This window comes from Hyphomicrobium methylovorum (assembly GCF_013626205.1).
In the GTDB taxonomy this organism is placed as follows: domain Bacteria; phylum Pseudomonadota; class Alphaproteobacteria; order Rhizobiales; family Hyphomicrobiaceae; genus Hyphomicrobium_B; species Hyphomicrobium_B methylovorum.
Genome location: NZ_QHJE01000001.1, coordinates 2,867,179 through 2,888,164 on the forward strand (window position 1 = coordinate 2,867,179; position 20,986 = coordinate 2,888,164).

Consider the following 20,986-nt stretch of genomic DNA (forward strand, 5'->3'; position numbering starts at 1 on the left):
CTGAAAGCGAGAAAAAATGGCTCAAGAGAAAAACACTCTCTATTGCTCCTTCTGCGGCAAGAGCCAGCATGAGGTCCGCAAGCTAATTGCCGGTCCGACTGTGTTCATCTGCGATGAATGCGTCGAGCTGTGCATGGACATCATCCGTGAAGAGAACAAAAACACGCTCGTCAAATCGCGGGACGGCGTTCCCACTCCGCAGGAAATCTGCGGCGTGCTCGACAGCTATGTGATTGGCCAGTTCCACGCGAAGCGCGTGCTCTCTGTGGCGGTTCACAATCACTACAAGCGCCTCAACCACGCGACGAAGAACAACGACGTCGAACTTGCGAAGTCGAACATCCTGCTCGTCGGTCCGACGGGTTCGGGCAAGACGCTGCTGGCGCAGACGCTGGCACGCATTCTCGACGTTCCGTTCACGATGGCCGACGCAACGACGCTCACTGAAGCGGGCTACGTTGGCGAAGATGTCGAGAACATCATTCTGAAGCTGCTGCAGTCGGCCGACTACAACGTCGAGCGGGCACAGCGGGGCATCGTCTACATCGACGAAGTCGACAAGATCAGCCGCAAGTCTGACAATCCGTCCATCACCCGTGATGTATCGGGTGAGGGCGTGCAGCAGGCTCTGTTGAAGATCATGGAAGGCACCGTTGCGTCTGTTCCTCCGCAGGGCGGCCGCAAGCATCCGCAGCAGGAGTTCCTGCAGGTCGACACGACGAACATCCTGTTCATCTGCGGCGGCGCGTTCGCAGGTCTCGAGAAGATCATCTCGCGGCGGGGCAAGGGTTCCTCGATCGGCTTCTCGGCACGGGTTACGGGTCCGGACGAGCGGCGCACGGGCGAAATCCTGCGCAATGTCGAGCCTGAGGATCTTTTGAAGTTCGGCCTCATTCCGGAGTTCATCGGCCGTCTGCCTGTCATCGCCACGCTCGAAGATCTCGACGAGGCGGCGCTGGTGCAGATCCTGACCGAACCGAAGAATGCCATCATCAAGCAGTATCAGCGCCTCTTCGAAATGGAGGACGTGAAGCTGACGATTACGCTCGATGCGCTGAAGGCGATTTCGCGCAAGGCGATCGAGCGGAAGACCGGTGCTCGTGGTCTCCGGTCGATCATGGAAGGCATTCTGCTCGACACGATGTACGACCTCCCGACGCTCAAGGGCGTCGAAGAAGTCGTGATCGGTCCGGAGGTTGTGGACGGTTCGGCGAAGCCGCTCCGCATCTACTCGGAACGCGTCGAAGAAAAGGGATCGACGGCCTAAATCCTGGCGGCATTCACTGCTTTTGAAGTGATGCCGCAGGACTTGTTTACGGGGCACTGGTCCCTATTTGTTCGGAGGGAGTGGCAGCCATAGGCCAACCGGGGAACTTCCTCCGTCGTAACCCGGCTTTCTCTGGCAAATGCCTCGCCCCGCGCTCGCGCTCACGAGCATGCCAACGTCGCCAATAAAAAGGGACGGGACGCATGGCTCAAAAAGTGGAACGAGCGTGGAATGCGCTGGTAGTTTCAATTGAGCGATTCCGGCGCAGGCCGATAAGGTAGCGAAATGAGCGAAGAGAAAAAAACCAAAGACAAGTCGCCCGCCAAGGAACTGTATCCGGTTCTGCCGCTTCGGGACATTGTCGTATTCCCCTACATGGTTGTTCCCCTGTTCGTCGGGCGCGAGAAGTCTATCGCGGCGCTCGAAGAGGTCATGCGGGCGGACAAGCAGATTCTTCTCGCTGCGCAGAAGAACGCTGGTGATGATGATCCGACGCCCGACGCGATCTACGAGATCGGAACGCTGGCGTCCGTGCTTCAGCTTTTGAAGCTGCCCGACGGAACCGTGAAGGTTCTGGTTGAAGGCAACGCACGCGCGAAGATCGTGCGCTACACCGCGAACACGAACTATTTTGAAGCCGAAGTCGAGCGCGTGACCGACTCGCAGGGCGCGAAGGACGAGCTTGAAGCGCTTGCGCGTTCGGTCGTGACGCAGTTCGAGAGCTACGTGAAGCTCAACAAGAAGGTTTCGCCGGAAGTTCTGAGCAACGTCGGCCAGATCGAGGACTACGCGAAGCTCGCCGATACGATCGCGTCGCATCTCGCGGTCAAGATTTCGGACAAGCAGGACGTTCTTGAAACGGTCAGCATCTCGGAGCGGCTGGAACGCGTCTACACGCTGATGGAAAGCGAAATCTCGGTCCTTCAGGTCGAGCGGAAGATCCGTTCGCGCGTGAAGCGCCAGATGGAGAAGACGCAGCGCGAGTACTATCTGAATGAGCAGATGAAGGCCATTCAGAAGGAACTCGGCGATTCCGACGAGCGCGATGACATCTCCGAATTCGAGGAGAAGATCGAAAGCACGAAGCTGTCGAAAGAGGCGAAGGACAAGGCACTGGCTGAGCTGAAGAAGCTCAAGCAGATGTCGCCGATGTCGGCCGAAGCGACGGTGGTGCGCAACTACCTCGACTGGCTGCTGTCGATTCCGTGGGGCGTCAAAGGCAAGGTCAAGAAGGACATTGCTGAGGCGCAGATCATTCTGGACCAGGAGCACTACGGGCTCGAGAAGGTCAAAGAGCGGATTCTGGAATACCTCGCGGTGCAGGCGCGCACGAACAAGCTCAAGGGGCCGATCCTGTGCCTCGTCGGGCCTCCGGGCGTCGGCAAGACGTCGCTTGGCAAATCGATTGCCAACGCAACGGGCCGTGAGTTCGTACGTATGTCGCTCGGCGGCGTGCGCGACGAAGCGGAGATCCGTGGTCACCGCCGCACCTACATCGGTTCGATGCCCGGCAAGGTCATCCAGTCGATGAAGAAGGCGAAGCGGACGAACCCGCTGTTCCTGTTGGACGAGATCGACAAGATGGGTCAGGACTTCCGTGGTGATCCCGCGGCGGCGCTGCTCGAAGTCTTGGATCCGGAACAGAACGGCACGTTCAACGATCACTACCTTGAGGTCGATTACGACCTCTCGAACGTGATGTTCGTGACGACGGCCAACACGCTGAACATTCCGCCGGCCCTCATGGACCGTATGGAGATCATTCGGCTTGCCGGTTACACGGAAGATGAAAAGCTGGAGATCGCCAAGCGCCATCTCATTCCGGAGCAGGTTACTGCGCACGGATTGGAAGCCGGTGAGTGGACGGTCGAAGACAGTGCGTTGAAGGAAGTCATTCGCCGCTATACGCGCGAAGCTGGCGTGCGCTCGCTCGAACGCGAGATCGCGAAGCTTGCCCGTAAGGCTGTGAAGGAAATTCTCACCTCGTCGAAGACGGCGATCGTCGTCACGGCGGAGAATGTCCACGATTTCCTCGGTGTACCGAAATACCGCTATGGCGAAGCCGAGCTCGAAGATCAGGTTGGCATCGTCACGGGATTGGCGTGGACGGAAGTCGGCGGCGAGCTGCTGACGATCGAAGGCGTCATGATGCCCGGCAAAGGCAGGATGACGGTCACCGGCAACCTTCGCGATGTGATGAAGGAGTCGATTCAGGCTGCTAACGCGTACGTGCGTTCGCATTCGATCGATTTCGGAATTCACCCGTCGCTGTTCGAAAAGCGCGATATCCACGTGCACGTTCCGGAAGGCGCTACGCCGAAGGACGGCCCGTCTGCAGGTATCGGAATGACGACGGCGATCATCTCGGTTCTCACCGGTATTCCCGTTCGCAAGGACGTGGCGATGACGGGCGAGATCACGTTGCGTGGACGCGTGCTGCCGATCGGCGGTCTCAAAGAGAAGCTGCTCGCGGCGTTGCGCGGCGGGATCAAGACGGTCGTCATTCCGGAGGAGAACGCCAAGGATTTGGCGGAGATTCCGAACGAAGTGCAGACCAAGATGGAGATCATTCCGGTCGCCCGTCTCGAAGATGTGCTGAAGGTTGCGCTTGTGCGCATGCCGGAAGCGATCACGTGGGATGAGGCGGCAGAAGCCGAGGCTCTCGAAGCCAAGGAAGCTGCGAAAGCCGGTTCGCGTATCACCGCGCACTGATCGCCGTTGACGAAGAAATGAGTTTGAGCGGCCCTTGCGACAATTGCGTCGTGAGGGCCGTTTCATTGTAAATTAACAGAGCATATATATGCGGTTTTGTCCGGAAATACGGGCTTTTTGTGCTTGACGGACCCTCCGATTGGGCGCTTTTACGCGGGCATGCGCGGCTGACTTCACCCCCCTGTCCGGCCGCTGTGGGCTCTTCCCACGCTGATCACCACAACTTCCGACGCTAGAGGAATGACGAGATGAGCAAGAAAGATTTGATCGATGCCGTCGCGCGTGATTGCGAGTTGACGAAAGAGAAGGCGAGTGTCGCCGTCGACGCTGTTCTCGCCCACATTCGCGCCGCGATGAAGGATGGTCACGAGGTTCGCATTCCGGACTTCGGAACTTTCAAAGTTGCTGCCCGCAAGGCTCGTGAAGGCCGTAACCCAGCAACCGGCAAGACGATTCAGATCCCGGCTGCGCGCGTGCCGAAGTTTACGCCTGCGAAGGGTCTCAAGGACGCGCTCAACTAATCAGAGCAGTCGGCTCATTCGACGCGCGCTGCTTTCGAGCTGCGCGCGTCTTTGTTTTTGACACGACGCTGTCGAGCGATTAGCAACAGTGTTCACGACGCGGTTCGCGTCGGGCGGTTAGCTCAGTGGTAGAGCGCCTCGTTTACACCGAGGATGTCGGGAGTTCGACCCTCTCACCGCCCACCATATTTTCTGACATTGCGATTGAAGCATTAGCCACGCGGCACAGCGCGGTGCGTTGGCCTGCGCTTGCCGAAGTCATCGATCATTCGTTCGGAGATGGTGGCGTCGCTGCTTGAGGTGTTCGCTGCGAACATTTCCAATCGCTGTCTTTGGGATCGGCGACGCAGAAATCATCAAGCTCGAGAGCGCGATTTGCTTTGATGCATGCAGTGCGCGCTGCGGCGTGTGCCGTGGCCTCGCTTTCGCCGCCGCCCGTATAACTCCTGTTTCCCATGCCGCTGAAGCTCCAGACAGGCGCACACGTCCAGAGCGCAACTGGCTCGGCTGAGCAGGGGAAGGATGTGAGGGCTAGAACGCAAGCCAACAGCGGCAAACGAAGCATGGCAGACCTCCGACGCGCCGACTATGGCACGGACGAAAGCCGCCAACACTAGACCGTTCGGCCGACACAGAGACTTGCGCCGGGGCTTTGCTGCGTCAGGCTTTTGCCATAGCCGTTTTCAGGCCCGCGTCGACCGCGTCGAGGAAGCCCGTCGTCGAGAGCCACTTTTGATCCGGCCCGACCAGCAAGGCGAGGTCTTTCGTCATAAGGCCTGACTCGACGGTCGCGATACAGACGCGTTCCAGCGTGTCGGCGAACTTCTTCAATTCATCGTTGTTGTCGAGCTTAGCGCGATGAGCAAGGCCGCGGGTCCAGGCGAAGATCGAAGCGATGGCGTTGGTCGATGTTTCCTTGCCCTTCTGATGCTCGCGGTAATGGCGCGTGACCGTGCCGTGTGCGGCTTCGGCTTCGACCGTTTTGCCGTCGGGTGTCATCAGAACGCTGGTCATCAGGCCGAGTGAGCCGAAGCCCTGCGCGACCGTATCCGACTGGACGTCGCCGTCGTAATTCTTGCAGGCCCACACGTATCCGCCCGACCACTTGAGCGCGCTGGCCACCATGTCATCGATCAGGCGATGCTCGTATGTGATGCCGTTCTTCTTGAACTCAGCGAGGAACTCGGCCTCGTAGATTTCCTGGAAGATATCTTTGAAGCGGCCGTCGTACGCCTTCAGGATCGTGTTCTTGGTCGAGAGATAGACCGGATATTTGCGCATGAGGCCGTAGTTCAGCGAGGCGCGCGCGAATTCGCGGATTGAATCGTCGAGATTGTACATCGCCATCGTGACGCCGCTGCCGGGCGCGTCGAAGACTTCCTTCTCGATGACCGTGCCATCTTCGCCGACGAACTTGATCGTGAGTTTGCCCTTGCCGGGGAAACGGAAATCCGTGGCGCGATACTGATCGCCGTAGGCATGACGGCCGACGATGATGGGCTTGGTCCAGCCGGGGACCAGGCGCGGGACGTTGTAGCAGACGATGGGTTCGCGGAAGATGACGCCGCCGAGGATGTTGCGGATCGTGCCGTTCGGACTTCTCCACATTTCCTTCAGGCCGAATTCTTTGACGCGTGCTTCGTCCGGCGTGATCGTTGCGCACTTGATGCCGACGCCGTGTTTCTTGATGGCGTTCGCAGCGTCGATCGTAATCTGGTCGTTTGTCTTGTCGCGGCTCTCGATGCCGAGATCGTAGTATTCGAGATTGAGGTCGAGGTACGGGTGGATCAGCTTGTCCTTGATCAGCTTCCAGATGATGCGGGTCATCTCGTCGCCGTCGAGTTCTACGACGGTGCCTTTAACCTTGACTTTGTTCATGGATTGATCTCGTGGACGATGGAGCTGTGATGGGATCCGTCCGACAGTAACGCCGAGCGGGCGGCGGATGAAGCGTACCTTGGACGCAGTCGTGCTGCAGATCGTCTGCTTATTCAAGCCCCGCACGTGCGCCCTATTTGAAGCTGGCGGCGTATCGCGTTTAGGGCACTTGGAGTCCGCGCAGGACTTAGCATAAGACTAATTCAAACAGTTGGCTTGCGATGCCGGTTGCCTGGGAGCGATGGAGATTGTGGTGAATGCCGGCACGGACGAGCGCGAGGTATCGCTGGCGGTGCGCGTCGCTCCCCAACGTGAGCCGGTTATCGGTCCGCGCGATACGCCGGTTGGCGCCATTGTGCACGAATGTCATGCAGCGACGATCGACCAGGGCATCGCTTCGCTCGCCATTCCCGGACTTACGCGCGACACGCTGGAACCCGTTCTGCAGTATTGCGCGAGCCTCAGGTGCGTCGACGATCGCGTGACGTGTCCGGGCTGCAAGCGGCGCACAGAGGCGCTGGGCATTGAGACGCTCGATCAGTTCATCCTGTCGAAAAAGGAAGTGATCGTCGGCGACGGCCGGGTTCGGCTCAAAGGCGAAGGTACCGATACGGTTACGACGCCGTGCCTCGAAACGCTCGTCAAGCAATGGTCGGGAGAAAATTACTGGTTCTGGGCGCGCCGCGTTATCCGCAAGCTTCGGCATGGAATTCGGCGCGCACATATTCAGGGCGAGGCTGTCGCGGGCGATGGCGAAACGCCGAGCATGGTTCTGATGGAGCCGCAGCTCGCCGACAACATCGGAATGGTGGCGCGCGCGTGCGCCAACTTCGGGCTTGATGATCTCCGCCTCGTCAATCCGCGCGATGGCTGGCCGAACGAGAAGGCACGGATTGCTGCCTCCGGTGCCAACTATGTCATCGACGACGCTCGAGCATATGCTCGCCTCGACGAGGGTATTTCCGACCTCAACTGGATCGCGGCAACGACTGCGCGCCAGCGGGATCTTCGCAAGCCCGTCATGACGCCTCAGCAGGCGGTGGCGGAGATGCGCAAGCGGATTGGGCGGGGCGAGCGCTGCGGGGTGCTGTTTGGTCGAGAGCGGAATGGCCTCGAAACCAGCGAAGTCGCGATGGCCGACGCACTGATTATGATTCCGGTTAATTCGCGTTTCGCGTCGCTGAATCTGGCACAGGCGGTGCTGCTTATCGGCTACGAGTGGATGCGGGGCGACGAGGGACGAAGCCTCGGCCGGGTGACGACCTACGAAAAACCGCTCACTGAGGGGTTGTACCTTGGTCGTGACCGGATGGCGACGAAACAGGAACTGATTGGCCTATTTGAACATTTAGAACGCGAGCTGGAAGCCAACGGCTTTTTCAACCCGGCTCATCGCAAGACGGTTGTGGCGCAGAATTTGCGCACGCTTTTGACGAGATTGAACGCGACCGATCAAGAAGTGCGGACGCTTCGTGGCATAGTTGCCACTCTCTCACAGGGCAAGGGAAAGGCCCGAAAGCGCGGGGATGAGACGCCTTGATCTCGACAAGTTTTGGGCCGAGCGATGCCAATCGAATGGGCATAGTGGCGACATGCAACGCGACCGTCGTCTGGATCGCGACAGCCGAACAATACGACATTCAGACGAGATGAAATCGCAGAGACTCAACTGGAGATGTTGATGAAGATTAGGGCGGGGGTAGTGTTAGCGGCTGTGTATGGGCTGACGCTTGGTTGGTCTGTCGCGCCCGCCGGCGCGCAGGATCTCAGTGAGCATGCAGTCAAATCGTTCATGGAATATGCGTGGTCGTTGACGCCGCAGCAGTTCTCCAAGCCTGACGGCTCGGTCATCATGATCGACAAGACGAAGAAGGATCAGGTCCTCGTGCCGCTCGACGTCGCGCGCGAAGTGATCAAGGCTGGCCGTCTCTCGGCACACGCTCAGATCTGCGAACTTGGGGACGATCAGGTGCAGAACCACCGGGCGCTGATGCGCCGGGAGGATGCCAAAAAGAAATGGACGCAGCAGCAGATGGTTTACATCAGCCAGCTGCATCTGACGACGTTGATGCTGCTCACGGGCCGGATCAAGCTGGTCGAGAAGCAGGGCGACAAGGAAGTCGTCATCGACGAGAAGAAAGAGACGGCGCAGACTTGCACCGACGAGCAGAAAAAGAAGGTTAAGGAGATGATTGCGGCTTATGTGGCCGCAAGTCCGGCTCCTGCAGTCGCCGCAGCCCCGCAAGGGCAGCAGCCGCAGCGCCAGGGGCAAAACCAGGGCGCCCCGGCCTCCACGGGCTCGACCTCCGTCAGCGAGACGGCTATCGAAAAGAAATAGCGGCCTTTTCACGGGTTGACGCCGCAGGGCAACACCGGTATCAGGCAGTTAACGCGGGCTTTTGGGCCCGCGTTTGGTTTTACGCGCACCCGGGGCGGGACTGTCGAAGGTCCATGCCTGTCAGCCTCTTAGCGGAGGCAAAGGAGGGGGCGCTCCACCGCCGTGCCAGCGATTGCGCCAGCACGGCTTTTCAACTTGGAGTGCTAGAAGATGACAAAGCGCATTCGCGCCAAGCATAAGATTGATCGCCGTCTTGGCGAGAACATCTGGGGCCGTCCGAAGAGCCCGCTGAACCGTCGCGAGAGCCGTCCTGGCCAACACGGTGAGCGCCGCACCGGCAAGCTTTCCGACTTCGGTCAGCAGCTCAAGGCCAAGCAGAAGCTCAAAGGTTATTATGGCTCGGTTTCCGAGCGCCAGTTCCGCGCGATTTACGACGAAGCTGCACGCCTCAAGGGTTCGACCTCTGAGCTGCTCGTCGGCCTTCTCGAGCGCCGTCTCGATGCCCTCGTATATCGCGCCAAGTTCGTGCCGACAGTCTTCGCGGCTCGCCAGTTCGTCAGCCACGGCCACGTTTCGGTCAACGGCCGCCGCGTCACGATCCCGAGCTATCGGATCCGCATCGGCGACGTCGTTGAAGTTTCGGAAAAGGCCAAGCAGCTTGCGCTCGTTCTTGAAGCGATCAAGAGCGCCGAGCGCGACGTTCCGGACTACGTCAACGCCGACCACAACAAGATGACGGTGTCTCTGACCCGTATTCCCGCGCTCTCGGATATTCCCTATCCGGTGCAGATGGAACCGAACCTCGTCGTCGAATTCTATTCGCGCTAGTTTCTGTTTGGCGTCGGCGACTCCCTGTGGGAGCCCGCCGCCCACGCCGATGCGCAAACTAAAATTAAAAAGCCGGTGCACGTCGCCGGCTTTTTTGTGTCCTGGAAGGCGCGTCGACCGAGAACAGAATATAATATCTGCAACAGTCATTCGCTTCGCAGCTTAGAACTGAGAATAACAAAGCGGAAAGCTGAAGGGGGCGAACGCATGACGCAAGCAGAGCCGATAACTTCGTCAGACCGTAAGAGGGGCATGTCGCGCGAGGAACGCCGCGTGATATTCGCATCCTCGCTCGGCACGGTCTTCGAATGGTATGACTTCTATCTCTACGGCTCTCTAGCGACCATCATCGCCGCGCAGTTCTTCTCGCTGAAGGATCCGTCCGGCGCCTTCATCTACAACGAATCGACGCGCAATATCTTCGCGCTGCTGGCGTTCGCGGCCGGCTTCATCGTCCGCCCGTTCGGCGCGATCATCTTCGGCCGCATCGGTGATCTTGTCGGCCGCAAAAATACGTTTCTCGTAACGATCCTGATCATGGGCCTGTCGACGTTCGTCGTCGGCCTGCTGCCGAGTGCGGCGTCGATCGGCATTGCCGCTCCGATCATCCTGATTGGACTGCGTCTGCTGCAGGGCTTGGCGCTCGGTGGCGAGTATGGCGGCGCCGCGACGTATGTCGCCGAGCACGCTCCGGCCGGACGGCGCGGTATGTATACGAGCTGGATTCAGACAACCGCGACTCTCGGGTTGTTCCTCTCGCTTATCGTTATTCTCGCGGTGCGCACCATCGTCGGCGAGGACGCGTTCATGGAATGGGGCTGGCGCATTCCGTTCCTGGTTTCGATTCTTCTGCTTGGGATCTCAGTCTGGATTCGTCTGTCATTGTCGGAATCGCCCGCCTTCAAGAAAATGAAGGAGGAGGGCAAGGGCTCCAAGGCGCCGCTGACCGAAAGCTTCTTCCGTTATCCGAACAACAAGTATGTGCTGCTCGCGCTGCTCGGCCTCGTCGCTGGTCAGGGCGTTGTCTGGTACACCGGCCAGTTCTACGCACTGTTCTTCCTGCAGAGCATTCTCAAAGTTGACGGCTATTCGGCGAACCTTCTGATTGCCTGGTCACTGCTGTTCGGCACGCTGTTCTTCGTGTTCTTCGGCTGGCTGTCGGACAAGATCGGCCGCAAGCCGGTCATCCTCGCAGGCTGCCTCATCGCGGCGCTGACCTACTTCCCGCTCTTCAAGCTTCTCACTGAGACGGCCAACCCGGCGCTCGCGCATGCGATTGAAACCGTACAGGTGAAGGTCGTTGCCGATCCGGCCGAATGCGGTTCTCTGTTCAATCCGGTCGGCACGCGCAAGTACACGACCAATTGCGATAAGGCCCGCGACTGGCTGTCGAAGGCATCGGTGAAATACTCGACTGAGGCAGGTCCCGCCGGTCAATCGGCGAAAGTCGTGATCGGCGATAAGGAAATTCCGGCCGCCGATCTCGAGACGGTCATCGGTGATCCGAAGGACAAGGTCACCGTCGGTTCGCAAGCGATCAACGCAGCCGGTTATCCGCGGGCGAATGATCCCGGCATCGTGAAGCTGGCCCATCCTTTCGACATCTTCCGCAGTCAGGCGGCGACGGTTGTCGGCATCCTCTTCATCCTGGTGCTCTATGTGACCATGGTGTACGGGCCGATCGCGGCGGCGCTGGTCGAACTGTTCCCGACCAAGATCCGCTACACGTCGATGTCGCTGCCCTATCACATCGGCAACGGCTGGTTTGGAGGCCTTCTGCCCGCCACGGCATTCGCCATGGTCGCTGCGACGGGCGATATCTACTACGGCCTCTGGTATCCGATCGTTGTCGCCGCGGCGACGGCTGTCATCGGCTTCCTGTTCATTCCGGAAACCAAGGATCGTGACATCAACACGATCTGACGAGCGACATGTCGCCGTGTAAGCGCGTGGAATGTAGGTTCGGGAAAAGGCCGCTTGAATAGCGGCCTTTTTCGTCAGGCGTGGCGCCGCACATTTTCACGCGCGATGGTGACACGCGGATCGCCCGATATCGCCGGCCCGCTTCCTGATCGCCGCTGCCGCACTGTCGGGCGGTCGACGTTCGCCCAGCCATAAGCCAGGATCGTCATTAGCGCGGAGGCGGCGAAGAAGTAGACGCCGGGCAGCACCGTGGCTTCGGTATAGCCAGACGAATTGACGTAAAAGATCATCAGCGCCAGCACCATGACATCCGTCATCGAGTAGCGGCCCAGCCATTCCATCGTCGCGATCGAGCGGCTGCGGAACTCGGCGGGCATGTCATGCGAACTGATCAGTGTCAGCAGATAGAAGAGCTTCAGGAACGGAAAGAAAACGGACACGGCGAACACAACGGCGCAGAGGAAATACTCGTTCGTCTCGAAGAGCGCGTACATGATCGTCAGGATCGAGTGCTCATTGGTCCAGACATATGCCGTCGTGAAGCGGATGGTCGGCAGGATTAGGCCGAGCGCGAAGAACACCGTGGCAACGATGATCAGGAAACTCAGCGCGAAGTTGCGCCATTTGCTCGATCGCGCTTCCAAACCGATATCGGGTTCCGGGAGCACGGGTACGAGTTCGGGCGCGGCGGCCATGCCATCGGTTCTGATCCAGGCATAGGCCAGGATCATCAGCATGACGGCGGCAGTGAAGAAATAGACGCCGTTGAGGCTCGCGGCGTCGTAAACGCCCTGGCTTTTGATGAAAAAGATCGTCAGTGCCAGCACCAGGACGTCGTGCATCGACCATTTGCCGAGCCATTCGAGCGCGCGTAGCCGCCGCTGATGGCGCACGATCTCAATCGGCGGCAGAGTTGAAACTAGAAGCAGATAGAGCAGCTTCGTTATCGGCAGCAGGATCGAGAATACGAGCACGACGAGGCCGAGAAAGGTCTGTCCGTCCCGGAGGAGCACGTTGACTGTCGACAGAAGCGAATGCTCCGTCGTCCAGAACGTGAAGGTCGTCAGCTTCAGGATCGGCAGGGTGATGCCGAGCGCGAGGCAGACGCTTGCGGTCAAAATCGTGAGAGACAGGAAAAAGCGCCGGCCGCGTACGGTCATGGGCGGTCGTCTCGATCAGAGCCCGCAGGTGGATACTTTTCGTCCACTGCCACATTGATGCAACACCCATGTTGGGCAGAAATGGGGAGACTGGCCCGGCTGTGCCCGTAATGCAGGTTTAAACGATCAATTGTGCAACGCGGCTATTGCTCCGCTTCCCAAGAAAACCCAAGGTCGGCTATACCGAGTGTGCAAATGCCTATCAATCTGCCGAAGAATTTTGGACGGCTCGACCAGTAGGATTACGGCGCGCGAATGGGGCGAGCTACTTCAGTGAACATATTGCGTTGGCGCGGGCCTGCTTCCGGATGGGGGCTGTTGGTGCTGGCCGCCTCCGCGTTCTTGACTGGATGTTCAAGCGATTTTGTTCCGGCTCCCCCGAATGCACGTCAGTACAACCCAGACCAGATCCGTACGGGCTCCGCACGCGACGCTGCGCCGGTCGCCAGCCCTTATGCGGGTCGTAAGACTGGCGGACGGGGATGGGGGCTCTACAGCGGATTAAGAGGCCAAACGAATCCGCCGGCTGAAGAGCACTTTGCGTTCCGCGGCGATCCCAATGCCGGCACAACCTTCGCTGAGACGCGGGTGCAAGAGCGTAATCGCGCGTACCGTTAGCTTTCGGCGAATAGCCCGACCAGGTTGGAACGACAACCTCTAGTCCTTATGCAGATTAACGCCTGTGGCGGCGTTAAGGGCGAGCGCGACCGCATCCATCATGAGATGCGTATCTGTACGATTTCTTTGGAATGAAATAACCTCTGCGCCGCATATAACACTGATCGAATTCCATCTTTCAGAAAAAACGGCGGATAGCATGACCGGCGGCTCTCGACTTTTGCAGGCGTTTGGCTGGGAGGCCGCGAGGCTGGGTTGTCATCCAAGGCGGCGACGAGCCGTTTTCGTTTTACCGGTGATCGTCACTTCGGCGCTGGGGCTCGCTGCGTGCGAAGAAAAGAACACGTTCGTTGCGCCGCCGCCTGCCAAGGTTGAGGTTGCCGTTCCCCTCAAGCAGACGGTTACGCGCTATCTCTTTGGGACGGGCAACACGCAGGCGATCAACAGCACGACCCTAGTGGCGCGCGTGCAAGGCTTCGTTCAAGCGATCAAATATCAGGACGGCGATACCGTCAAAGCCGGGCAAGTGCTGTTCGTGATTGAACAGAAGCCGTATCAGCTCGCTCTTGAGCAGGCGGAGGCGGGGCAATCGAGCGCTGCTGCTTCAACCAAGCAGATGCAGGCGGACTACGAGCGCCAAAAGGAGCTTGCGTCGAAGAATTATTCGAGCCAGTCGACGCTGGATCAGGCGACGGCGGCGAAAGATGCGGCTGTTGCGAAGCAGAAGCAATCCGACGTCGATATCCAGCAGGCACAGCTCAATCTCGACTATACAGAGGTGAAAGCGCCGTTCGATGGCATCGTTTCCTCGCGCCAGGTTTCGATTGGGCAACTCGTCGGCGCGGGTAGTCCGACCACGTTGGCGACCATCGTTCAGGTCGATCCGATCTATGTGAACTTCGCCGTCAGCGAAGACGACGTGCAAAGTATCCGGGCCGCTGTGAAAGCCCGCGGCCTGACCAGCGAGGACTTGAAGAAAATTCCGATCGAAGTCGGCCTGCAGAGCGAGAGCGGGTATCCGCACGTCGGCAAGCTTGATTACGCAGCTCCGACGATCACGGCATCAACCGGAACGCTGATGGTTCGCGGTATTCTCGAAAACAACGACCATTCGCTGCTTCCGGGATATTTCGTTCGCGTTCGCGTACCGCGTGCTGAGGAGCCCAACCGGCTTCTGGTTCCCGATCGCATCGTGGGAAGCGATCAAAGTGGCCGATATGTGCTGGTAGTGAACAAGGACAATGTTGTCGAGCAGCGCAAGGTCGAGCTGGGACAGCAGCATGGAGATCTGCGCGTTATCGAGAAGGGACTTAACCCCGACGACCGCGTGCTCATTTCCGGTCTGATGACGACGGTTGCCGGACAGAAGATCGATCCGGTTGATAAGACGATCTCTGCCGCTGACGAAAACGAGGCGGGCCAAGCGCCATGATCTCGAAATTCTTCATCGAACGGCCAGTCCTTGCCAACGTCATCGCGATCCTGATGGTCGTGATCGGAGCAGTTTCGGTCTACGGGCTTCCCGTCGCTCAGTATCCTGAAGTGGTGCCGCCCACGGTTCAGGTGACGACGCGGTATCCGGGCGCGAGCGCGCGCACCGTCATCGACACCGTCGCGCTGCCGATCGAGCAGCAGGTGAACGGCGTCGAACGGATGCTCTATATGCAGTCCTTCGCCGCGGCGGACGGCAGCTATTCGCTGACGGTGACATTCGACATCGGAACGGACCTCAACGCAGCGCAGGTGCTGGTGCAGAACCGCGTTTCGGCGGCGATGGCCGGGTTGCCGCAATCCGTGCAGGTTCAGGGCGTCGTCGTACAGAAAAAGTCGACGTCTATTCTGGAGATCGTGACGCTGACGTCGCCGGATTCTCGGTACGACAGTCTCTATCTCAGTAACTACGCGTCAATTCGGTTGAAGGATGAGATCGCGCGGCTTCCGGGCGTCGGCAACGTCAACGTTTTCGGTGCCGGTCAGTATGCGATGCGCGTGTGGCTCGATCCGGAAAAGATGCAGGCGCGCAACCTGAATACGCAGGACGTGATTCAGGCGCTGCAGCAGCAAAACGAGCAGGTGACGGCCGGACAGATCGGCATGCCGCCAGCGCCGAGCACGCAATCGTTCCAATACACGGTGGAAGTGTCGAGCCGCTTCGACGATCCGGAACAGTTCGGCAATGTCGTCGTGAAGACGGGCGCGTCAGGTGATCTCACGCGCGTCAAAGACATCGGCCGCGTCGAACTCGGTGCGCAGACGTATGGGCAGGTGTTCCGCCTGAACGGACAGCCCGCGGCGGGCCTTGCGATTTTCCAGACGCCCGGAGCGAACGCACTTGCGGTCGCGGATCTGGTGAAGAAAAAAATGGAAGCTCTTTCGAAAGAGTTTCCGGAAGGCGTCGTCTATACCATTCCGTTCGATACGACGATCTTCGTCAATCAGGCGATTTGGGAAGTCTACAAAACGCTATTTGAAGCGGCGTTTCTGGTTTTGATCGTCATCCTGGTCTTCCTGCAGGATTGGCGCGCCATGCTCGTGCCCGCGACGACCGTGCCCGTCACGATCATCGGTGCGTTTGCGGCCATGGCGGCGATGGGCTTCTCCGTCAATCTGTCGACGCTGTTCGCTATCGTGCTTGCTATCGGCATCGTGGTGGACGACGCGATCGTCGTTGTCGAAGGTGCGGCGCATAATATTGAAAAGGGCATGTCGGGCCACGATGCTGCGATCAGCGCGATGAACGCGTTGATGGGTCCGATTATCGGCATCACTCTGGTGCTGATGGCGGTTTTCCTTCCGGCGGCCTTCCTGCCGGGATTGACCGGAAAAATGTATGCGCAGTTCGCGCTCGTCATCGCGGCCACCGCGCTTCTCAGCGCAATCAACGCGGCCACGCTGAAGCCCACGCAGTGTGCGCTCTGGCTACGGCGTCCCGTGCCGCCTGAAGATCGCAACTTTTTCTTTCGCGGCTTCAACGCCGTCTATGCGCGCCTCGAGAATGGGTACATCCGTTTCATCGACTGGATGGTGCATCGGAGCGTGCTGATGACGCTGGTAGCTCTCGCGATTGCCGGTGGCTCGATCTATGGCATGACGCGCGTTGCGACTGGATTCCTGCCGATCGAGGATCAGGGATATATGCTTGCAGCGGTGCAGTTGCCGGACGGCGCGGCGCTGGGGCGTACGCAAGCCTCGCTTGAAAAGGTCAACGAGATCGCGAAAGACGTGCCCGGGGTTGATCGTGTCATTACGATTGCGGGCATCTCGCCGCTCGACAACAGTTCATCGCTTGCGAACGCGGGCGTTGCCTACGTGATGCTCAAGGATTGGAGCGAGCGTGGCCCGGGGCAAGATCTTGCCTCGCTCTATAAGCTGCTCAACGAGAAGCTATCTGTGATCGAGGACGGCACCGTTATGGTGCTTCCGCCGCCACCGATACAGGGCATTGGAAACGCGGGCGGCTTCTCGCTTCAGGTTGAGCTGCGCGACGGAAGTTTCGATCTTGGTAAGCTTGGAAGTTCCGCTCATTCGCTTGTGGACGCGGCGGAAGGGCAGTCAGGCATTCAGCGCATCTCGACGACGTTCCGTGCTTCCGCTCCGCAATACAGGATCGAGATCGATCGCGAAAAGATTCAGACGCTTCTGCTGACGACGGATCAGGTGTTCCAGACGCTCGCGAGCTATTTCGGTTCGACCTACGTCAATCAGTTCAACAAATTCGGCCGGGTGTTTCAGGTTTATGTGCAGGGCGACGAGAAGTTCCGCATGACGCCTAACGACATCCTCACGCTCAAGGTGCGAAACCAAAACGGCGATATGATCCCGCTCGGCACGGTGCTGACGATTACGCCGAGCGTCGGTCCGTCGCTAATCAGCCTCTACAATCTTTATCCATCCGCAACAGTGGTCGGTATGCCAGCGAAGGGCTTTTCGTCTGGCGATGCCATGAGCCTGCTCGACCAGACCGCAGCGCATACGTTGCCGCCGGGTGTTGGCTCGTCTTGGACGGCGTTGTCGTATCAGGAGATGATTGTCGGAGGGCAGATCTACTTCGTGTTCGCCCTGGCGATGCTGCTCGTTTATCTCGTGCTCGCTGGACAATACGAGAGCTGGTACACGCCGATCTCGGTGTTGCTCGCGGTGCCGCTGTCACTCATTGGGCCAGTCACCGTGATGAAGGGGCTCGGCATCGACAACAATCTTTATGTGCAGATTGGTCTGGTGCTGCTGATTGCGCTTTCGGCGAAGAACGCAATTCTGATTGTCGAAGTTGCGCGTGAACTCCGTGCCGAGGGTAAGGCTATCGTCGACGCGGCGAGAGAAGCGGCGCGCGCGCGGTTCCGGCCGATCCTGATGACGTCGTTCGCGTTCATCCTGGGCGTTGCGCCACTCGTGATGGCGACGGGCGCTGGTGCTTCGGCCCGGAAATCGATCGGCATCACCGTGTTCAGCGGCATGATCGCGTCGACGCTTCTTGCGGTTCTGTTCGTGCCGTCGCTGTTCGCGATCGTGCAGCGGTTCGAAGAATGGCGCGCCGGCAAGAAAGGCAAGCCGACAGCGGCAAGCACACCTGCGCCGCTCCAAAGCTAACGCGCGCCAACGATACACGCGCGAAGATGCTCGCGCGAAGATACAGGCATAAAAAAACCGGCGGAGCAGATAGCTGCTTCGCCGGTTTTGAATTTGGTGCGCCGGATCAGGCGTGATGATGGCTATGCGGAATGCCCTTGTCGCAGATGAGATCGTGCAACTCGCCTGCCTGGTACATTTCACGCATGATATCGCAACCGCCGACGAATTCGCCCTTCACGTAGAGCTGCGGCACGGTCGGCCAGTTGGAAAAGTCTTTGATGCCTTGGCGGATCGAAGCGTCCTCAAGAACGTCGACATCCTTGAAGGCGACGCCGAGGTGTTCGAGGATCTTTACGGCCGTCGCGGAAAAGCCGCACTGCGGAAACTGCTTCGTGCCCTTCATGAAAAGCACGACGTCATTGGCGGCAATCGTCTCGGCAATTTTTGCTTGAGTAGGGTCGGTCATACCGGATGTTCCTTTGCGCGGGAGCGGCCCGCGCTCCATTCAATTCCGAAATGTGGTTAGTCGCGGTGCGAAGTCAATCGGCTGCGGTGGTGAGCTGCAGGGCGTGCAAAACACCGCCAACGCGGCCGCCGAGTGCGTCATAGACCATCTGGTGCTGCTGCACGCGGCTCTTGCCCTTGAAGGAGGGCGAGATCACGTGGGCGGCCCAATGATCGTTGTCGCCCGCAAGGTCCTTCAATTGAACAATTGCGTCAGGAAGGCTGGCCTTAATAAGGCGTTCAATTTCGGTTGCGGGCATCGGCATTCAAGTCGGCTCCTGGAAGTTGCCATTTGCTTGGAATTTAGAGTGATTTTATCACCCGATCGATCAGGCGAAGCAAGGTATCGGATCAGTATTTCTGATGACTCTCTCACGCGATTGCGATTGGACGTTATCGTCGCGCGTCACTACATTAGCTATAGGGAACGAACGTTCCTGGAAATGTCTAATGGAGGACACCATGAAGACCTGGACCAAGCCCGCAGTTCGCGAGCAGGAAGTCGGCCTCGAAGTTACTTCGTATCTGCCGGCTGAGATCGACCTCATCTAAGTCGATCGACTGACTTTTTCTAGAGCGCGACGGCTGGGATTTTCCAGCCGTCGCGTTTTTATTTTGAGACGCCCGCCCAGCTCATTTGGGCGGGCGTCTCGTTTGCGCCAAGGACGGGGGGAGGCCGTGGCGCTAAGCGAGCGGAGGGAACGCCCGCATTCGGTTGCGTCTGTTCGCGAGGTTTCTCAGCGATCGCAGTCGAGCGTTACTTTCACCCACGGAAGGTCGAGCTTGCATTTGCCCGACTTGGTTTTGGTGATGACCTTGCCAAGGCCCAATCCGTTAAGAGCCTCGGCGATGTCGGGCCCGTTGTCTTCCGCTGATGCGGTTTCCTGATTGGACTCTTCGGTAGATGCAGCTTCCTCATGGGTTGATACGGGCGGCGTCGATGCTTCGCTGCTCGGCGCGGCCAACTTCGTATTGTCGTTTGGCGCTGGGTTCGTCACGACTGGAGGGTTTGCTGTGGTTGGGACGCTCGGCGTTTCGGCAGCAGGGGCGTTCGATGCTGACGGCGCGACGCTCGCGACTGACGAACTCGGCTCTGGCGCCGGTTGAGGCGTCGCCGTTGGAGCTGCCTTTGCTTCCACGGCATCGCAGCGCTCGAGGTTATCCGGCGCGCGCTTCCAGACCATGGTCTTGGACAGGAACCTCATGCCTGCATAACCGGTGACGCGAAGTGTTCCGTTGGCCAGTGGTGTGATCTCGACATTGTAGCGGCGGCCGCGTTCTGGCGAATAGATCCAGCCGTTGTCCCATCGTCCGCCGCCGACAGAGGCGACGTTGCCGATGATCTGTTTGCCGCAACCTTTGCTGTCGGATGTGTCTTTCACCCAGACGACGTGACCGCAAAGCGTGTCGCCGCATTTCTTGATTTCAACGGCGCCGCGTCCGGTGTCGTTCAGCCAGATTCCGATTGGGTCGTTTGCAGCAGCTGCGCCGGTTATACCGGCTGGCAACAAGGCGACTGCACATGCGGATGCGATTAACTTCATTCCGCTCATGACCTGCTCCTTCGTGAAAAAAAAATCTGGCTGAAAACTCTGGGCTCCTTAAAGCGGTTTTTCGCGGCCGTAACTGTTCCGCATGGAACAGGAGGGACTTGGCCGATTTCATGGTCTCGGTTCAGCGCGCGAGACTGTCGAAAAAAAATAATTGGAAGCGTGAAACGAGGCCCCTCACGGTGGCGTAACGACATGTGCGCCTGCGAATGGCGCAATTAAACTGCGAACATTTCGCGCAGCAGCGCGAGCGGTTCGCATTGGACAGAACATAACTCGTTCAAACAGGAGTGGTTCCAATGCCGAAGGCATTTTTGGCAGCGCTGGCGCTTGCCTTGTCGACAACGTTCGCGTTCGCAGCAGAAGATAGCAACATCACCACCAAAGCGATGAAGGATCATCCGGGAACCATGGGTGGTTCGACGTCTAACGCGACGGCGAAGCCGAACTCAGGCAGTCTTTCGGAAAAGCAGATGCAAGAGCAGCCGGGCGTCAACGGCGACACGTCGGGATCGACATCGATGCCCAACGCGAAGCCGGATGACGGTTCGATTGCGAATAAAGAAATGCACGACCACTCGGGCGCGCACAAATAGCGCGATTTACGTTCGCTATTTCACGTCGAGCAATTCGACATCGAAAATAAGCGTGGCGTTCGGCGGGATAACACTGCCGGCGCCGCGCGCGCCATATCCCAACGCGGCCGGAATGATGAGCGTGCGCTTGCCGCCGATCTTCATGGTGGCGACGCCTTCGTCCCAGCCTTTGATGACGCGGCCGGTTCCAATTGGAAATTCGAAGGGCTGTCCGCGATCAACGGACGAGTCGAACTTCGCGCCTTTCTTGCCATCCTCATAGAGCCAGCCCGTGTAGTGCATTACGCACGTCTGCCCCGTTGCGGGCGTCGCGCCGGTGCCGACGACGGTGTCTTCGATCTGAAGGCCGGACGATGTGGTGGTCATGGTAGATCCTTGTGGTTCTGCAAATGCGGGGTTGATGCTGGCGCTTATCGCGAAGGCGGCAAGCGCGGCGGCGGCGGTTCTGACGACTATTGCCCGTGAGGCTTTGCGCATCTCGGTTCTTGCTCCATTCGTGTTGCGAGAATGAGTGTCTCTCGA

At 58.9% G+C, this 20,986-nt stretch carries 18 protein-coding genes and 1 tRNA gene; 13 read left to right on the plus strand and 6 right to left on the minus strand.

The features are described 5' to 3' along the window. Positions 1–16 precede the first annotated feature (16 nt). The 4 genes from clpX to DLM45_RS13795 all read left to right on the plus strand — a co-directional run bounded on the left by clpX (position 17) and on the right by DLM45_RS13795 (position 4,686). A complete protein-coding gene (gene clpX, locus DLM45_RS13780; RefSeq protein WP_181337650.1) occupies positions 17–1,267 on the plus strand; it encodes an ATP-dependent Clp protease ATP-binding subunit ClpX in 1,251 nt (416 codons plus the stop codon). Positions 1,268–1,552: 285 nt separating this feature from the next. Beyond that, positions 1,553–3,979, plus strand: a complete 2,427-nt coding sequence (lon, locus tag DLM45_RS13785; protein ID WP_181337651.1) for an endopeptidase La — start codon at positions 1,553–1,555, stop codon at positions 3,977–3,979. A gap of 248 nt (positions 3,980–4,227) precedes the next feature. Further along, positions 4,228–4,500, plus strand: coding sequence for an HU family DNA-binding protein (locus DLM45_RS13790; protein WP_181337652.1), 273 nt, complete (start codon positions 4,228–4,230; stop codon positions 4,498–4,500). Positions 4,501–4,611: 111 nt separating this feature from the next. Beyond that, positions 4,612–4,686 (plus strand) — tRNA-Val (locus DLM45_RS13795). Between the two features lie 474 nt (positions 4,687–5,160). Here DLM45_RS13795 and DLM45_RS13800 read toward each other — a convergent pair. Then, positions 5,161–6,378, minus strand: coding sequence for an NADP-dependent isocitrate dehydrogenase (locus DLM45_RS13800; protein WP_181337653.1), 1,218 nt, complete (start codon positions 6,376–6,378; stop codon positions 5,161–5,163). 253 nt (positions 6,379–6,631) lie between these two features. On the opposite strand from DLM45_RS13800, the gene DLM45_RS13805 reads away from it, so the two are divergent. The 4 genes from DLM45_RS13805 to DLM45_RS13820 all read left to right on the plus strand — a co-directional run bounded on the left by DLM45_RS13805 (position 6,632) and on the right by DLM45_RS13820 (position 11,467). Further along, on the plus strand, positions 6,632–7,918 hold the full coding sequence (locus tag DLM45_RS13805; RefSeq protein ID WP_343062309.1) for an RNA methyltransferase: 1,287 nt from the start codon (positions 6,632–6,634) through the stop codon (positions 7,916–7,918). 141 nt (positions 7,919–8,059) lie between these two features. Then, a complete protein-coding gene (locus DLM45_RS13810) occupies positions 8,060–8,716 on the plus strand; it encodes a hypothetical protein (RefSeq protein WP_181337655.1) in 657 nt (218 codons plus the stop codon). Positions 8,717–8,926: 210 nt separating this feature from the next. Further along, entirely contained in the window at positions 8,927–9,544 is a 618-nt protein-coding gene (gene rpsD / locus DLM45_RS13815; protein WP_181337656.1) for a 30S ribosomal protein S4, read from the plus strand. Between the two features lie 207 nt (positions 9,545–9,751). Further along, positions 9,752–11,467 carry an MFS transporter gene (locus DLM45_RS13820; RefSeq protein WP_181337657.1) on the plus strand — a complete coding sequence of 572 codons (1,716 nt, stop codon included), beginning with the start codon at positions 9,752–9,754 and terminating at the stop codon, positions 11,465–11,467. Between the two features lie 74 nt (positions 11,468–11,541). On the opposite strand, the gene DLM45_RS13825 is transcribed toward DLM45_RS13820, so the two are convergent. Continuing rightward, entirely contained in the window at positions 11,542–12,627 is a 1,086-nt protein-coding gene (locus tag DLM45_RS13825; protein ID WP_181337658.1) for a paraquat-inducible protein A, read from the minus strand. 913 nt (positions 12,628–13,540) lie between these two features. Here DLM45_RS13825 and DLM45_RS13830 point away from each other — a divergent pair. Beyond that, positions 13,541–14,677, plus strand: a complete 1,137-nt coding sequence (locus tag DLM45_RS13830) for an efflux RND transporter periplasmic adaptor subunit (RefSeq protein WP_343062310.1) — start codon at positions 13,541–13,543, stop codon at positions 14,675–14,677. Further along, entirely contained in the window at positions 14,674–17,832 is a 3,159-nt protein-coding gene (locus DLM45_RS13835) for an efflux RND transporter permease subunit (protein WP_181337660.1), read from the plus strand. Before DLM45_RS13830 ends, DLM45_RS13835 begins: the two co-directional genes overlap by 4 nt. 106 nt (positions 17,833–17,938) lie before the next feature. Here the strand turns inward: DLM45_RS13835 and grxD are convergent, their stop codons facing one another. Further along, positions 17,939–18,280 carry a Grx4 family monothiol glutaredoxin gene (gene grxD / locus DLM45_RS13840; RefSeq protein ID WP_181337661.1) on the minus strand — a complete coding sequence of 114 codons (342 nt, stop codon included), beginning with the start codon at positions 18,278–18,280 and terminating at the stop codon, positions 17,939–17,941. Between the two features lie 73 nt (positions 18,281–18,353). Continuing rightward, positions 18,354–18,584 (minus strand): BolA/IbaG family iron-sulfur metabolism protein, encoded by a 231-nt coding sequence (locus DLM45_RS13845; protein ID WP_181337662.1) that lies wholly within the window; start codon positions 18,582–18,584, stop codon positions 18,354–18,356. Positions 18,585–18,780: 196 nt separating this feature from the next. On the opposite strand from DLM45_RS13845, the gene pqqA reads away from it, so the two are divergent. Continuing rightward, a complete protein-coding gene (gene pqqA / locus DLM45_RS13850) occupies positions 18,781–18,870 on the plus strand; it encodes a pyrroloquinoline quinone precursor peptide PqqA (protein ID WP_015598411.1) in 90 nt (29 codons plus the stop codon). 185 nt (positions 18,871–19,055) lie between these two features. Here pqqA and DLM45_RS13855 read toward each other — a convergent pair whose 3' ends face one another. After that, positions 19,056–19,871 carry a DUF2147 domain-containing protein gene (locus DLM45_RS13855; protein ID WP_181337663.1) on the minus strand — a complete coding sequence of 272 codons (816 nt, stop codon included), beginning with the start codon at positions 19,869–19,871 and terminating at the stop codon, positions 19,056–19,058. A gap of 296 nt (positions 19,872–20,167) precedes the next feature. Between DLM45_RS13855 and DLM45_RS13860 the strand changes: the two genes are divergently transcribed. Continuing rightward, positions 20,168–20,464 (plus strand): hypothetical protein, encoded by a 297-nt coding sequence (locus tag DLM45_RS13860; RefSeq protein ID WP_181337664.1) that lies wholly within the window; start codon positions 20,168–20,170, stop codon positions 20,462–20,464. Positions 20,465–20,479: 15 nt separating this feature from the next. Here the strand turns inward: DLM45_RS13860 and DLM45_RS13865 are convergent, their stop codons facing one another. Beyond that, complete coding sequence (locus DLM45_RS13865) at positions 20,480–20,878, minus strand: FKBP-type peptidyl-prolyl cis-trans isomerase (protein ID WP_343062344.1); 399 nt, start codon at positions 20,876–20,878, stop codon at positions 20,480–20,482. Here DLM45_RS13865 and DLM45_RS16690 point away from each other — a divergent pair. After that, the gene (locus DLM45_RS16690; RefSeq protein ID WP_343062347.1) at positions 20,829–20,975 is read left to right on the plus strand and encodes a hypothetical protein; all 147 of its coding nucleotides are present in this window, start codon (positions 20,829–20,831) and stop codon (positions 20,973–20,975) included. The genes DLM45_RS13865 and DLM45_RS16690 overlap by 50 nt on opposite strands. The last annotated feature ends 11 nt before the right edge of the window (positions 20,976–20,986 follow it).